The organism is Lacticaseibacillus sp. 866-1, from assembly GCF_016861825.1.
Classification (GTDB): Bacteria; Bacillota; Bacilli; order Lactobacillales; family Lactobacillaceae; genus Lacticaseibacillus.
In genome coordinates this window covers 1-15137 of sequence record NZ_BOLU01000021.1, presented here as the reverse complement: position 1 = coordinate 15137, position 15137 = coordinate 1, and the positions used below count along the sequence as shown (strand labels likewise).

General features: G+C 57.4%; 12 protein-coding genes. 8 read left to right on the top strand and 4 right to left on the bottom strand.

The window, feature by feature from the left end; translation table 11 throughout:
• Nucleotides 1-324: 324 nt before the first annotated feature.
• The gene (locus JUE30_RS07640; RefSeq protein ID WP_203624342.1) at nt 325-2199 is read left to right on the top strand and encodes an FAD-binding protein; all 1875 of its coding nucleotides are present in this window, start codon (nt 325-327) and stop codon (nt 2197-2199) included.
• A 113-nt stretch (nt 2200-2312) separates the two neighbouring features.
• Here JUE30_RS07640 and JUE30_RS07635 read toward each other — a convergent pair whose 3' ends face one another.
• The 4 genes from JUE30_RS07635 to trpB form a co-directional block, all read right to left on the bottom strand.
• A complete protein-coding gene (locus JUE30_RS07635) occupies nt 2313-2780 on the bottom strand; it encodes an acyl-CoA thioesterase (RefSeq protein ID WP_203624341.1) in 468 nt (155 codons plus the stop codon).
• A 7-nt stretch (nt 2781-2787) separates the two neighbouring features.
• The gene (gene helD, locus JUE30_RS07630) at nt 2788-5076 is read right to left on the bottom strand and encodes an RNA polymerase recycling motor HelD (protein ID WP_203624340.1); all 2289 of its coding nucleotides are present in this window, start codon (nt 5074-5076) and stop codon (nt 2788-2790) included.
• 217 nt (nt 5077-5293) lie between these two features.
• Nucleotides 5294-6019, bottom strand: coding sequence for a tryptophan synthase subunit alpha (trpA, locus tag JUE30_RS07625; protein WP_203624339.1), 726 nt, complete (start codon nt 6017-6019; stop codon nt 5294-5296).
• On the bottom strand, nt 6012-7202 hold the full coding sequence (trpB, locus tag JUE30_RS07620) for a tryptophan synthase subunit beta (RefSeq protein WP_203624338.1): 1191 nt from the start codon (nt 7200-7202) through the stop codon (nt 6012-6014). The genes trpA and trpB overlap by 8 nt, the downstream gene beginning before the upstream one ends.
• 594 nt (nt 7203-7796) lie before the next feature.
• On the opposite strand from trpB, the gene JUE30_RS07615 reads away from it, so the two are divergent.
• The 7 genes from JUE30_RS07615 (at nt 7797) to JUE30_RS07590 (ending at nt 14965) form a co-directional block, all read left to right on the top strand.
• Nucleotides 7797-9620: a monovalent cation:proton antiporter family protein gene (locus JUE30_RS07615; RefSeq protein ID WP_203624337.1), complete on the top strand. Its 1824-nt coding sequence runs from the start codon at nt 7797-7799 to the stop codon at nt 9618-9620.
• 83 nt (nt 9621-9703) lie between these two features.
• Entirely contained in the window at nt 9704-10609 is a 906-nt protein-coding gene (locus JUE30_RS07610; protein ID WP_125754683.1) for a proline-specific peptidase family protein, read from the top strand.
• 82 nt (nt 10610-10691) lie between these two features.
• Entirely contained in the window at nt 10692-11645 is a 954-nt protein-coding gene (locus JUE30_RS07605; RefSeq protein ID WP_203624336.1) for an aminoglycoside 6-adenylyltransferase, read from the top strand.
• A gap of 98 nt (nt 11646-11743) precedes the next feature.
• A complete protein-coding gene (locus JUE30_RS07600; RefSeq protein WP_203624335.1) occupies nt 11744-12406 on the top strand; it encodes a histidine phosphatase family protein in 663 nt (220 codons plus the stop codon).
• A 3-nt stretch (nt 12407-12409) separates the two neighbouring features.
• Nucleotides 12410-12967, top strand: a complete 558-nt coding sequence (locus tag JUE30_RS07595) for a TetR/AcrR family transcriptional regulator C-terminal domain-containing protein (RefSeq protein WP_203624334.1) — start codon at nt 12410-12412, stop codon at nt 12965-12967.
• A gap of 89 nt (nt 12968-13056) precedes the next feature.
• Nucleotides 13057-13191 (top strand): hypothetical protein, encoded by a 135-nt coding sequence (locus JUE30_RS11315; RefSeq protein WP_255533303.1) that lies wholly within the window; start codon nt 13057-13059, stop codon nt 13189-13191.
• 4 nt (nt 13192-13195) lie between these two features.
• Nucleotides 13196-14965 (top strand): oleate hydratase, encoded by a 1770-nt coding sequence (locus tag JUE30_RS07590; RefSeq protein WP_203624333.1) that lies wholly within the window; start codon nt 13196-13198, stop codon nt 14963-14965.
• Nucleotides 14966-15137: the final 172 nt, after the last annotated feature.

Genomic DNA, 15137 nt, shown 5'->3' with positions numbered 1-15137 from the left:
TACATCGTCCCTATGCATGGTAAGCGATAAGCCGCACCGGCTCAAGCCTTCTTGTCAGCTAATCTGACAAAACGTGGGATTTAATCACACGCACAGCCCGGCCCGCAGAGTCCACCTTTCTTAACGCGCAGTCTTACAATCGCACACGCCAAAAAATGAATGACACGCTGTTCATTTATTTTGATCAGAAGATTTTGAAAGCGCTACAATGGAGGCGCCGGTTCGTTGAAGAATCCGGCAACGGTCAAGTTTTTCGATGCGGGTTGCACTCAGCACGAGAAGTTTGTCCAATTATCCAATCGAGTTAAGAAAGAAGATCATAACATGAGTCAGGAACGTCAATGGGATCAGTCGTACGATGTCGTTGTTTTGGGCTTCGGTGGCGCCGGCGCCACCGCCGCGCGGTTTGCTGCGGACGCCGGGGCCAAAGTCCTGCTGGTGGATTCCGCACCAGAAGGGCATGAAGGTGGCAATACGCGCTACTCCGCTCAGCTGATCGGCGCAGGCCGCGACTTCGACCAACTCAAGGCCTACTACAAGGCACTGACTGCCCCGATGAAGCTGGATGAGGACATGATCGACACATACGTCGACGGCATGATGAAGATGCCCGACTACCTGCGGCACTACTTGAACACGGAGCCGGTCAGTGTGGCCACCGATTGGGATCACAGCAAGTTCGACCTGCGCAGCGCGGTCCACGAATTTCCTGAATATCCTGGCGTCAATGCCTATGACTTTCTGCTCGTTCACCATGGCCTGTTCGATGCTGCGCTGTGGAAGAAACTACGCAAGGAAGTGCTCGACCGCAACGACAAGATCACGGTCTGGTATAGTTCACCAGCCAAGCATCTGATTCAGGACCCGGAAACCAAGGCAGTGCAAGGCGCTCAAATCGAGCACGATCACATTCTGTTGAACATTCAGGCCAAAGGCGGCGTGATCCTGGCTACCGGTGGATTCGAAAACAATCCGCAGATGGTGCAAGATTACCTGAAGGCGTCACGGCTGTCACCAGTCGGCTCTCTGTACAACAAAGGAGACGGCATCAAGATGGGCTATGAGGTCGGCGCCGACATGTGGCACATGGCCAACTACGAATCTCTGGGCATGCTTCATGGCTTGACTATCGCGACGCCGGCGGGTACGCGCGGCCGCCTCATCCTCGACTGGCCAGAGGCCGCCAAGGGCAGTGTCTTTGTCGCCGGTGACGACGGGTCTCGCTACTTCAACGAAGCTGAGGAAAACCGGCATGGCCACATTTACTACCACGGGATGTGGCAAGTACCGATTGCCAATGATCACCCGCACTTGATCTTTGACCAGCAGCAGTGGGAAGACTTCCATCATGCCAAATTACCTGTCGATAACTTCGACGCCCTAACGGTCAAGGCGGACACTCTGCAGGACCTGGCCAAGCTGATTCACGCTAAACCCGAGGCCTTGGCCAAGGCGCAAGCCGACTTTAACCACTTCATTGAAATCGGTGAAGATTACGCCTACGAACGGCCAGTGGACACGATGCGGGCCTTCGCCGACGGCCCGTACTACGCACTGCCGCTTCGCCAAGTCGTACTCAACACGCAAGGCGGCCCGCGCCGCAACAGTCGCGCTGAGGTCCTGAATCCGCAAGGCAAACCGATCCCGCATCTATTCTCAGCCGGTGAGCTCGGCGGCATCAACGCCAACCAGTACCAAGGCGGCAACAACCTGGCCGAATGCCTGATCTGGGGCAAGATTGCCGGAGAAAACGCAGTTCATGGCCTGCCAAAAGGCACGATTAATGAGAAAAACACTCCTGATGCCACCAGTGGTGCTTCTGAAGAAACGCCAACCGACAACACAGCGGACGCAAGCACAGGCGCTTCCGAGCAAACCGAAACGGCGACCTCGGCGCCAACGTCCGACTATCCAACGGGGGCGAATCAGTACATCGGCGTCAGCGACGAAGGCATGGGCAACGAGATCGTGGTTCGTGTGACTTACGCAGACGGCAAGATTGAAAACGTCGAGGTGCTCAAGCAAAGCGAAAGTGCCGACGTCGGGCTGAAGGCAATCAAGACCCTGCCAAAAGAAATGATCGACGCCAACTCTCCTGAGGTGGATGCCGTCAGCGGCGCGTCTGTCACCAGCCACGCGCTTAAAGACGCCGTCGCCGACGCGTTGAGCAAGGCAAAAGCGGCGGCGCCCACGGCTTAGACCTAAACTGAAACAAGATCTGAACAAATTGTCAAAAGAGCCGACTCACGAAAATTTCCGCGAGTCGGCTCTTTTGTGCTTGGTTGGCGGCCTGTAAAGGACTGCGCCAAACATTAATCGACTGGAATTTCAGGCATGGCTGCGCGCGCCGCCTTATTGGCTGCAGTCCGGGCCGCATACCCCGCTGAAAGCTGTTGGCCCAGCGGTGTGTCTGCCTCAAGTGCGGGCAGCTGACTGCCTTTTTCGACGACGAAGGTCATCAGACTCCAAGCTGCCAAATACTGCTTGCCCGTGTCCAAGTCCTCGCCCACCATGCGGGTGAACACTTCGATCGAGCGGTGACCAGAGCCGGTAACAAAGCTTTCATAAGTCAGCGCGTGGCCGATCTGCACCGGGTTCACGTACACCATCCGGTCCAGCGACCCCGTGACCATGTGGCTCCGCGCAAACCGGTGCGCGGAGATGCTGGCGGTTTCGTCCAGCCATTCCAGCGTTTGCCCGCCGAACAGGCTGTTGTGCTCGTTCATTTGCCCCTCAAAAATCCGGTGGGTCGTGATCGATAACGTTTCAGACATTTTCATTACTGACTCACTTCGTTTCGTAGAGGTCACTTGGCACATCGGCCAACAGCGGCGACAGGGCCGGGCTGGCAAAAATCGTCAGGCGGTGCATCGCACGGCTGGCAATGGTGTACAGCAGCTCGCGTTCGTCCTCGTGATGGAACATCGCCGAATTGGCCTGCCAGAGCACGACCGCGTCAAACTCCAGCCCCTTGGCCAGGTATGACGGCACGACGATGACCCCGGCGGCCAGACGCTGGTTTTCAGAGCGAATCAGCGTGGTCTTCACGCCTTGGTCAAGCAGCGTTTGGTGGAGCTTTTCGGCCTCTTCCAGCGTTTTGGTGATGATGGCCGTGGTTTGCTGAGCGGCGTTGTCGATCTTGATCTGGCCGCGGAGTGCCTCAACCAGCGCCGCCTCATCCTGGCGCACGTACAGCACCGGCAGCGGTCCCTGCCGGTCGAACGCCTCGATCTTCTGACCTGACTTCAAAATTGCCTTGGTGAACTCGGTGACTTGCTTCGTCGACCGGTACGACCGGGTCAACTGCACGACCCGTGTTTTCTCCGGATCGAAAAGCTTGGACACGTCGGCGATCAGCGAGTGCGAGTTCTCCTTGGTGAAGATGGCCTGATTCAAATCGCCAAGCAGCGTGAACTTGGCTTTCGGGAAGCTGCGCTGCAGGTATGCCAGCTGGTACGGCGTGTAGTCCTGGATCTCGTCGATGAAGACATAGCGCATGTCGCGCTCGCCGTGGCGGCCAGTGATCAAGTCGTACAGGTAGATGTAAGGCGTCGCGTCAGCAATGGCCAGCCGGCGCGCCTTGAACTCGGCGACGAAATGCTCGACCTCGTCTGCCCACTCGGCTTCGGTCAGGTCAAACTGGCCAAGGTCCAGAACGTGCGGCAGCTCGCGCAGAAAGGCCACGTACTGGCCGCGCACGTTCAGGAAGTGATTGCGCACGATTGCCTGCTGGATCTCGCCGAACGCGCGAATCACGATTTTGCGGGCGAAAAAGCCGTACTCCGCATCGCTGTCCTTAAATTCCTGCGGGCCGTCCTGCTGAAGGTCGCGCAGCTGCTCCTGGGACAGGTTCTGCACCGTCTCCTGAACCCAGTCCGCCTTCATTTCGCTATTGACCTTGCGATTAAGCATGGAGATCAGGCGATTTTTAGTCGCATCCAGGCGATTGCCAAGGTGGTAATTCTCATTATAAGAATAGAAAATATCCTCGATCCGCTTACGGGAAATGAAGACCTTGTCCCGGAACCGGATGTCGCGAAAGCGCATGCCGCCTTTTTCCAGTGAAGAAGTGTACTTACTGGTGGCCTGGAAAAACGCGAGGCTGGCCTTGAGGCTTTGAATCTTCTTCTGGCTCGGCGTCAGCTTGGCTTCAAACTGGGAGAACAGGTCCTGCACCGTGATGTTCGGCACGCGCCGGGTCACGTACTGGTAAAACGTGAACTGCACCATGTTCTGCTCGCCGAGCTCTGGCAGCACGTTACCGATATAGTCGGAAAACAGCTGGTTGGGTGAAAACATGATGACCTGGCTAGAGGACAGGTTACCCCGGTAGCGATAAAGCAGGTAGGCCACCCGTTGCAACACAGCCGAGGTTTTCCCCGAGCCAGCGGCGCCTTGCACGAACAGCAGATCCGCTGTCGTGTCGCGGATGATCTGGTTCTGCTCGCGCTGAATGGTCGTCACGATGCTCTTCATCTGGGTGTCCGACTTCTCGTTCAGGACCTCCAGCAGCATCTGATCGCCGATGGTTTCCGTGGTGTCAAACATCGTCTGGATCTGGCCGTCTGCGATCACGAACTGACGTTTCAATGACACGTCCACGGTTTGCGGCCCGTCCGGGGTTTGGTAGGTGACCTTGCCCAGGCCGCCATCATAGTAGATGGAAGAAATCGGGGCACGCCAGTCGTAGATCAGAAACTTGCCAGCGGCGTTGGTGAAAGAACCCAGGCCGATGTAAATGGTCTCGGGCTTCTCCTCGCCTTCCTGAAAATCGATGCGGGCAAAGTACGGATTGTGCTTGAGGCGCCGCACAGTCGCCAGTTGCAGGGTCGACTGCTTCCAGGCGTTGCTGCGCTCATCCAGCATCTGTTGCTGCTGCTGAATGCTGGCCGCAGTTTCAATGGTCTCCGCGTCGTTCGTCAGGTTGATCTTGGTATCCGCGAAAAAGTTCTTGTTGAGATTGGTTTCCTCTGCCTTGGTCCGTGCCACTTCTGCACTGAGCCTCGTGTCGGCTGCCGCCAGTTCCTGCATTGTGGTGTCAAGATGTGCCTGTTCGAGCTGTTTCTGATCTGCCACGCAAGGGCCCCCTTAAGGTAAAATAATCGTTGAACAATCATACCACTTGCGCGGCGCCACTGCAATGAAAACAGCGCCTTGCGCCCAGCGTAGTCCACCCCGCGCTTTCCCTTTTACGCCAAAAAGGAAGCCGACCGGTGCATCGACTTCCTGGAGGTGCTTGCTTGTGAAGATCAGGTTGAGCGCCCAGAGGCGGTAACGGTTGGACCAGCGCTCGCTACTTGACCGCGGTTAAATACTTGATAGTGCGCGCCGTGACCTCGGCCGGGTCGGTCAGTCCGACAAACGCCTCGGTCAGCTGCACCCCGGCGACCTTTTGGGCCAGGGCCTGAATGGTTTGCGGATCGTCGCTCGCGGTATTGATCACGATTGGCAAGTCTGTAGCCGCGTGGACAGCATCGAGCTCCTGAGTAAGCAGCGGTTCTGGCAGCGCCGGAAAAAGCGTCAAAAACCCCACGGCAGGCTTCACAACGGTGGCCGTGCGCACCGAGCTCGCCGGCCCGACGATCGTGATGAAGTTGACCCCCTCCTTGGCCAGGTATGGCGCAAACAGGTGCGCCTCTTCATGTGGCATGTCCGGTACAATCACCCCAGTGATGTTCAGTGCCGCCGCCTTATTGGCGAAGGCCTCAAAACCGTAGACAAAGGCAATGTTCGTGTACGTCACCAGTGCGATCGGCACATCGGTTTGTGCCCGAATCTCAGCAATGGCGTCAAACGCTTCTGGGATACTGATCCCACCATCCAGTGCCCGTAAGTTGGCGGCCTTGACCGCCGGCCCGTCGGCAACGGGGTCGGAAAATGGCAGCGCCAGTTCGACCAGCGAAGCGCCGGCCTTGGCTTCGGCGACGACATTGGCCACGGTCGTCTTAACGTCCGGATCGCCGATTACCTGAAACGGGATCACCGCTTTTTGCTTAAAAATATCTGTGATGTTAGTCATTGAGATCCACCCCCCGATAGTCTGCGACTTGTGCAACGTCTTTATCCCCGCGGCCCGACAGTGTGCAGATAATGATCTGATTCGGGCTCATGGTCTTGGCCAATTTACGGGTATAGGCCACCGCATGCGAGCTTTCAATAGCGGCGATGATGCCTTCCTTTTGCGCGATGTATTCAAACGCCTGCACCGCCTCTTCGTCGGTGATGCCCACGTAAGTGGCGCGCCCGCTGGCCTGCAGTGCCGCGTGCTCGGGTCCAATGCCCGGGTAATCCAACCCGGCCGAGATGGAATAAACCTTGGCGATCTGGCCGTCCTTGTCCTGCAGGAACTTGGACGCCATGCCGTGGAAAATCCCATCGGAGCCCAGCTCTAGCGTGGCCGCCGTCTTGCCTGAGGCCAAGCCTTGGCCGCTGGCTTCAGCCCCGTAAAGCTTAACTTCGGGGTCGTCCAAGTAAGCCGCAAAGCTGCCAATCGCGTTTGAACCGCCACCACAGCAGGCCACAATGGCATCCGGCAGGCGGCCCTCCGCCTTGAGAATCTGGTCCTTGGACTCGGTGGAAATCACGCTTTGGAATTCGTGAACCATGGCCGGGTATGGGGCGGGGCCAACCGCGGAGCCAATGACGTAGAAGGTGTCCTGGGTGTGCTGGGACCAGTCTGCCAAAGCGGCGTTGACCGCATCCTTCAGCAGGCCCTGACCGTCAGTGACCGCCACGACCTTAGCACCCAACAGCTCCATCCGAAACACGTTTAGCTTCTGACGCTCGGTGTCTTCTTTGCCCATGAAAATCTCGCACTTCATGCCGAACAACGCCGCGATGGTGGCCGTGGCGACCCCATGCTGACCCGCACCAGTTTCGGCGATCAGCCGTGTTTTGCCCAGCTGCTTGGCCAGCAGTGCCTGGCCGATGACGTTGTTGATTTTGTGCGCCCCAGTGTGGTTCAGGTCCTCGCGCTTCAGGTAAATTTTGGCGCCACCGATATCCTCGGTCATGCGCCTGGCGTAGTACAGCAGGCTCGGCCGCCCGGCGTAGTCGTTCAGCAGCCGGTGGAACTCAGCCTGAAACTTCTCATCAGTTTTGCAGGCCTGAAATGCCTCGTTCAGCCTGATCAGCTCCGGCATCAGTGCCTCAGGGACGAACTGGCCGCCGTACTGGCCAAAATGCATATCTTCTTGTGCCATGTGACTCTCTCCTTTGTTGGTCCAGAATTTTTACCAACAAAAAAATCCGCCCCAAACCAGCCGACATGACTGATTAAGGACGGATTGACTCCGCGGTGCCACCTTAATTGCGCGCTGCGCAAACCCAGCGCGCCCCTTGACGAAGGGCCAACACCCTTCCGGTAACTGACGTATACCTCACGTACAGACTGACTCGACGGCGAGCTACGGAATGGCAACGGGCTAGCGGCTAGCGACCATTCGCTTGCGTGCTCTGCACGCCGCGCTCATGGTCCGCTAGCCTTAGCCCTAAGAACGCCATTCCTCCGCTCTTGACTTTTGGTCTGTCCCTCAGTGGTCCATTTAACTGCCTGCGTTCGGCGACACTCTCAGCTGCGGTCGCTCTCTGTGCGTGCACGACAATCTTGATCTCCACTTCAACGGTTTAGGACGAATTATTTTGTTATTCCAGAGTCTAATGGCCCGCTCATCAAACGTCAACCCTTTTCACAGAATTTATGTTATCGTTTTTCAAGGCCGCGCTGGCCGCCTGACGCAATCAACGGAAACTTGCGGTAAAATGGGCACAAATTCTTCTTGTTTGGAGGAAGCGACATGCAAAGCATCTCACTGCTGGTCGTTTTGTTTGCGGCGCTGCTCACCCCGCTGCTCATGGCCAAATTCAATATTCACAGTCTCCCCACCGCGGTGGCCGAGATCATTGTCGGGATCATTTTGGGCAACAGCCTGCTGGGCTGGGTGACCAGCAATGCCGTGCTTGAGGAACTGCGCACCCTCGGTGTCATCGTCTTGATTTTTCTGTCGGGGATGGAAATCGACTTTTCTCTGTTCCGGCCGCAAAAACAGGCTGGCAGCAAAATCGGCGTGGCCCCGCTGGCCTTTCTCAGCTACGGCAGCATCGTCCTCATGGCACTGGCTGCGGCCTGGGTGCTTGACTTGCTCGGGCTGTATCACCACATCGTGTTTGCCGCGATTATTTTCGCCACGGTGGCGCTGGGCGTGGTCATCGCCGCGCTGAAGGAAAAAGAGCTGCTGAGCAAACCGTTCGGGCAAACGGTCCTGCTGCTGGCCGCACTGGGCGAGGTGCTGCCGCTGATTGCACTGACCGTTTACCAAAACCTCAACGGCACCTCCTCACGCAGCGTGTGGCTATTGCTGCTGATTTTCGTGGCCGCCATCTTCCTGCTACACCGTTTTCGCAAGCCTTACCAGTGGTTCGCCGAAATCGATAAAAGTACCACGCAGCTGGACATTCGACTGGCCTTTTTCCTGATCGTCACGCTGGTCACCGTGGCCGAGTCCGTCGGCGCCGAAAATATTCTGGGCGCGTTTCTCGCCGGCATGGTGATGAAGCTGCTCAAACCGCGCGAGGAGACGGAGGATAAGCTGACCAGCATTGGCTACGGCTTTTTCATCCCGATCTTCTTCATTATGACCGGTGCGAACATGAACCTGCCGGCCATGTTCAAGGACCCGGCCAGCCTGGCCTTGATTCCTGTGCTGCTGATCGCCTTTTATGCGGCCAAAGCGCTGCTGATCCCGCTGCTTTTGATGCGGTTTCGCAAGCACAACGCGCTGGCCGGCATGCTGCTGACGTCGACCACGATCACGCTGGTCATTCCGGCGCTGTCGATCGGCAAAAGCTTGGGCATCATCTCCAGCACCCAAAGCGCCGCTTTCACGCTGGCCGCGGTCATCACCTGCATCGCCAGCCCGATTCTATTCAACACCTTCTACGTTGCGGAAAAAGACGACGTCAAAAAGACGCGCGTCCACATCATCGGCGCCAACCTGATGACCGTGCCAATCGTCCAGCAGCTGACCCGCGGCCTGTACGAGGTGCGCCTGTACACCGACGACCCGGTCAAGTTCAAAACCTACAACTCCGAAGCGCCGGTCACCTTGCTGGCCGACGTGACCGAGCCAACGCTCCAGAACGCCGGCGTGTTTGACGCCGACATCATCGTCCTCGCCCACTTCGACGAAGATAAGAACTTTGCCGTTGCCGAACTCGCCTTGGCGGCCAAGGTGCCGCGCATCATCGCCCGCTTCGACGCCAAAAACGCCACCGATGGCCGCTACGATGAGCTGGCCGCGCAAGGCGTTGAGGTTTACAACACCTTCGAGACCAACATCGCAATGCTGCGCAGCCTGATTGAAACACCGTCGACGCTCAAGATCCTGCAGGACACCACCGCGGGCATCTTCGAAATCGTCGTCAACAACCGCCGCTTTGCCGGCCTGGAGGTCAAGAACCTGCCCTATGTCAACGACATCACCATCAGCCAGATTTTCCGCGGCGACCACTTCATCGCCCCGCATGGTGACACCCAGCTCCACCTGGGCGACCACATCATTTTCTCCGGCGACAAGGCGCAAATCGGCCAGATGCGAGCAGAATTTGAAAAGGTCAACTAAGCTGAGGCAAGTGTGATGCATCCCACCATGCCTGCAGTGAAAGTGATAGAATGAGACTATTCTAAGGAAATGCGGTGACCACAATGAAGCAAGGAACCACGATTTTGACGCTTGATAACGGCTACCACCTTTGGACCAACACGCAGGGCGAGGGCGACATTCACCTGCTCTGCCTGCACGGCGGCCCTGGCGGCAACCACGAATACTGGGAAAACTTCGGCGAGCAGCTGAGCGACCTCGGCGTCCAAGTGCACATGTACGATCAGCTCGGCAGCTGGTACTCGGATCAGCCGGACTACTCAGACCCAGAAATTGCCAAAAAGTACCTGACCACGGACTACTTCTTAGGCGAAGTTGAGGAAGTCCGCCAAAAGCTCGGCTTGGATCATTTTTACCTGATTGGGCAAAGCTGGGGCGGTGCCTTGACGCAGCTGTACGCGCTCAAGTACGGCGAGCACCTCAAGGGCGCCATCATCTCCTCCATGATCGACAACATCGACGAGTACGTCGACCACGTCAACTATGTGCGTGAAGAGTGCCTGCCGCCCAAGGCCGTCAAGTACATGAAGAAAATTGAGGCAGAAGGCAACTGGAAGGACGCGCAATACCAGAAGTACGTCGACGTGCTGAACCGCAGCTACGTGGACCGCAAGCAGCCGCCTGCCATTTCCCACCTGATCGACACCACTGGCACCCCAGTTTACAACGCTTTCCAAGGCGACAATGAATTTGTCGTCACCGGCAAGCTGAAGGACTGGGACATTCGCGACCAGATTCACAACATCACCGTGCCGACCCTGTTGACCTTCGGCGAGCATGAAACCATGCCGCTGCGCTCGGCTCAGCGCATGGCCGAGGACATTCCGCATGCCCGTTTGGTCACCACGCCAGACGGTGGCCACCACCACATGATCGACAACGCCCCGGTTTACTTCGCGCACCTGAAGCAGTTTATCAAGGACGTCGAATCCGGCAACTTCAATGATTAAGTCATATTGCCAGCCCATTGCGGCTGGCTTTTTTCGTCCTGCAAAGGGCTATAATGGGGACAAACTTTAACGGAGGCACAACATGGCAGACATCGATAAAATTATTGAGCGCGCGGAAAACGACGCCAACATTCTCGCTATCGGGACTGAAGGATCAGGCAACGATCCTGACCAAACGCCGGACGAATGGACAGATCTGGACGTCACCTTGTTTGCCGCTGACCCGGACCAGGTCGACGCTAAAGCCTGGGTGAACGCGCTGGGGGCGACCAAACTGGTCCAACACCTGCACGACACTCACCTGTTCGGCCCGGCCACCGGCGCCTGGGAATCCTGGCTGACCCGCTACCAAGGCACGCGGCGGATCGACTGGAAAATCGCGCCCGCCGCTGACGAAGCCGCGTACCTGGCTGCCGACCACTTGAACGCGATCATCTGGCGGCAGGGCCAAGGCCGCGTCACCCCACGCGCCACCGACGCGTCCAGCCATTTTCTCACTGCGCCGACGCAGGCGGACTACGAGGCGACCCTCAATGAAATCTTCTGGATCGCCGGCAATGTGATCAAGGGCCTTTCGCGCAATAACCTGCTATACGCCAATGAGCAGTTCAACGCCCACCTGCGGCCGCAGGTGCTCACGCTTTACGCCTACCGGGAAACGCTGGCGCAAGATGGCCACTTTGACCCAGGCGTTAACTTCAAGAACGTCTGGCCCAAGCTGGCGTCCTATGAGCAAAGTCAGCTGGCGGCCACATATGACCAAAGCAGTCGTGCTGCCACCCTGGCCAGCCTGAAAAACTGTGTGGTCATCGTCGAAAGCCTGGTGGACGAGTTTAACGACGACCAGACGCTGCTGCGTCCGGCCTGGCTCGGGCCCGCCGACGCCCAGGTCACCAGCTGGTTCTTCGACCTGACCGCACCGCTGAACGCCGAGAAAAAGGCGCAGGAAGCCGCAAGCGCCAAGCAGAAGGAAGAAATTGCCAAGCGCCACGCCGCCAAGCGTGCGGCGTATTACGAAGGCAATCAGCAGAAGTAGTTCGACCTAAGGGGACGGCCGCCAGCCGCCCCCCTTTTTGGGCCTCAGCGGGGGCTTGTGCTGTGGTAAACTTGAAGTAAATCACACGGAGGTGCGCCATGAAAACTGTTACGGTTTACCTGGTCCGGCACGGTCAGACCTGGTTCAATAAATTCAACAAGATGCAGGGCTGGTCGGACTCACCGCTGACCGAAAAGGGTATCGCAGACGGCAAGCGCGCCGGCGAAGCGCTGCGCCACGTGACGTTCACCCGCGCCTACTGCAGCGACACCACCCGCGCGCGGCGAACGGCAGGCTACATCCTCGAGCAAAACTTCAACAGCAACGTTGCGCTGACCGAAACCCCGCTGTTTCGCGAGCAGTTCTACGGCTACTACGAAGGCGAGGATTCGCCGAAGACCTGGTACGCGGTGGGCATGCCCCACGGCGCCCGCACGTTCAAGGAACTGATCGAAAAATTCGGCGTTGACGCAACGAAGGACTTCATGCATGAGGCCGACCCGTTCCATGACGCCGAGGACGCCTTGACCTACTGGAACCGTCTGCAGAAAGGCTTCAAGCTGCTTCGGGACCAGAATCAGAACGGCGACAATGTGCTCTTGGTCACGCACGGCACGACTATTCGCAGCATTATCGACAAGTTTGGCAAAGACGACGGCTGGATCGTCACTGATTCGCCGCGCAACGGGTCCATTTCGCGCATCGCCCTCACCGACGAAGGCATCAAGGTCCTCGGCTACAACGAGCTGAAGCTGGTTTAGGCCATGGCGACGGACACGACCAAGCGGCGCCTGGCTCACACCCTGCGCGAGATGATGGCGACCACCGCGCTGGACCACATCACCATCAGCGCGCTGACGAAAAAGGCCGGGGTGACGCGCAACACGTTTTACTACCACTTCGAGGACATCTATTCCCTGCTGGCCTGGATCTATGAGCAGGAGATCATCGTCCAAATGGCCAAGTACGCGCAGATCACCGAGTGGCAAAAAGCGCTGCGCATGCTGCTGGACTACATCGATGACAACCGTTCATTCTGCGTCGCCTCGTTCAACTCGGTAGGCCGCGACCTGCTGGAGCAGCTGCTGGCCACCGTTGCGGAATCCCTGGTGCAGCGCGTCGTAAACGATGCCGACCCCAACCTGCCAAAACCGCTGACCGATGACATCTGCAATTTTTACGGCCTGGCGATTGTTGCACAGATCATTCAGTGGCTGATGGAGGGCTTGACCGAGCCGAAGCAGGCCATCGTCCACCGCTGTGACATCATGCTGACAGGCGCGGTGCAAAACGCTATTCACAACGCGAATACATTACATTGAGATTTTTGGGCAATCCCCTCGGGTTGCCTATTTTTTTGCGCCATTTTTCCTCATACACTGAAAGCGTAAACAGAAAGGTGGTACATCTGATGAAAAAGAAAACCCTACTCCTTGGCCTAGTTGCCGGCGTCCTTGCCGGCGCCACCGTCTACACCTTGAAGAAACTGGACTGGTTCCACGACGACGCGAAGGATTACGCCATTTTTGAATCACAGCGCAGCTAGATTAATGCGTGCCACACTCGCGCTTCGTGCCGCCAACGCGGAAGTACGACGCAGCCGCAAACGAAAGGAAGCTTTTGATATGATCAAACACAAGGCAATTATGATTGGTGCCGGCCTGGCCAACATGGCCGCGGCCGTGTACTTGATTCAGGAAGGCAAATGGGATGGCTCGGCCATCACCTTCTACAGTCTGGACGACCACGGCTCCAATGACGGCAGCGCCGCCACTGACCAGGCCGCTGAATACTGGAACAAGGCGCACCCGCTGGACAACACCAAGGGCTACATCGCCCGCGGCGGCCGCATGCTCAACTACCGCACCTACGTCGATTTGATGGATCTGCTCAGCCGCGTGCAGTCCGTTACCGAACCCGGCATGACCGCGGCTGAAGACACCCGCGATTTTGACAGCAAGCACCGCACTTTCGATAAGGCCCGCCTGCTGCGCCGCGGTGAAGGCATCGTCAACGCCTCGCACCTCGGCCTGAATAACCAGGACCGGATGCTGCTGACCAAGCTGGTCATGATGCCGGACAAGGACGAGGAGCAACTCGATAACGTCACCATCGCCGACTACTTCCAAGACGACCCGCACATGTTCACCACCAACTTCTGGTACATGTGGGAGACCACGTTTGCCTTCCGCACCCAAAGCAGTGCGCAGGAGCTGCGGCGTTACATGCACATGATGCTGTACGAATTCACGCAGATCGAGCATCTAGTCGGCGTCAACCGCACGCGCTACAATCAGTACGAAAGCATCATGATGCCCCTGATCAAGTACTTACAGGATCAGGGCGTCAACATCGTCCTGGACAAAATCGTCTCCGACTGGAACTTCAAGGACTCCAAGATGCAGGATGAAATTACGGTCACCGATCTGGAAGTGACTGACGCCAACACTGGCGACGTCGAACATGTCAATGTCGACGATGACACGGCGGTGATTTTCACCAACGGCTCAATCACTGATTCTGCCACCATTGGCGACTACCATACTCCGGCACGCGAGAATATGGACTACGGCATCGCCGCCAGCCTGTGGAAAAAGGCCGCGAGTCACTTCTACAACCTCGGCAACCCAGACAAGTTCTTTGCCGACCGGGATGCATCCGAGTGGGTCAGCTTCACGTTGACCACCAAGGACCACCTGCTGCTCAACGAGATCACGCGCATCACGACCCAGGTGCCTGGCAACGCGCTGAACTCATTTTTGAGCACGGCGCCGATTACACCGCTGGGTCAGCCCGACGTCAACATGTCGATTGTGGTTCACCATCAGCCCCATTTCACCACGCAAAAGCCCGACGAAAGCGTCATTTGGGGCTACTTCCTGTACCCGCGTCGCACCGGTGAGTTTGTGCAGAAGCCATACATCGAGATGACCGGCGAGGAAATGCTGAAAGAGCTGCTCGGCCAACTGTCGATGGTCGATCCGGGTCCCATCAACATCAAGGAACACGAGCAAGCCATCATGGATTCGGTGATCAACTGCATCCCCGTTTACATGCCTTACGCCTCTGCCCTGTTCAACAACCGCGCCAAGGCTGACCGGCCGCTAGTCATTCCGGCGCACTCGACCAACCTCGCCTTCACCGGTGAGTTCGCTGAGCAGCCGTACCAGATGGTCTTCACTGAGCAAAGCGCCGTCCGCTCCGGCGAGATCGCCGCGTACCACTTCGCCGGCATCCCGATGAGCCACTTGGTCAAGACGCCGCGCTACGACAAGGACATCCCGACTTTGTTGCGGGCCACCAAGAAAATGTTTGAATAACTCCGCTGGTTTGCGGGAACCAACGAGCCTGATAATCGGGCTCTTCGTCAAGTGAAGTTGAACATAATTTATGAGAGTATCTAGACCTTAATTGGTCTAGGTACTCTTTTTTTAAGCCGCCAGGTTGTGGGCTTTGGGGTTAAACCAGACACGCTCAAGGAAAATACGGTTG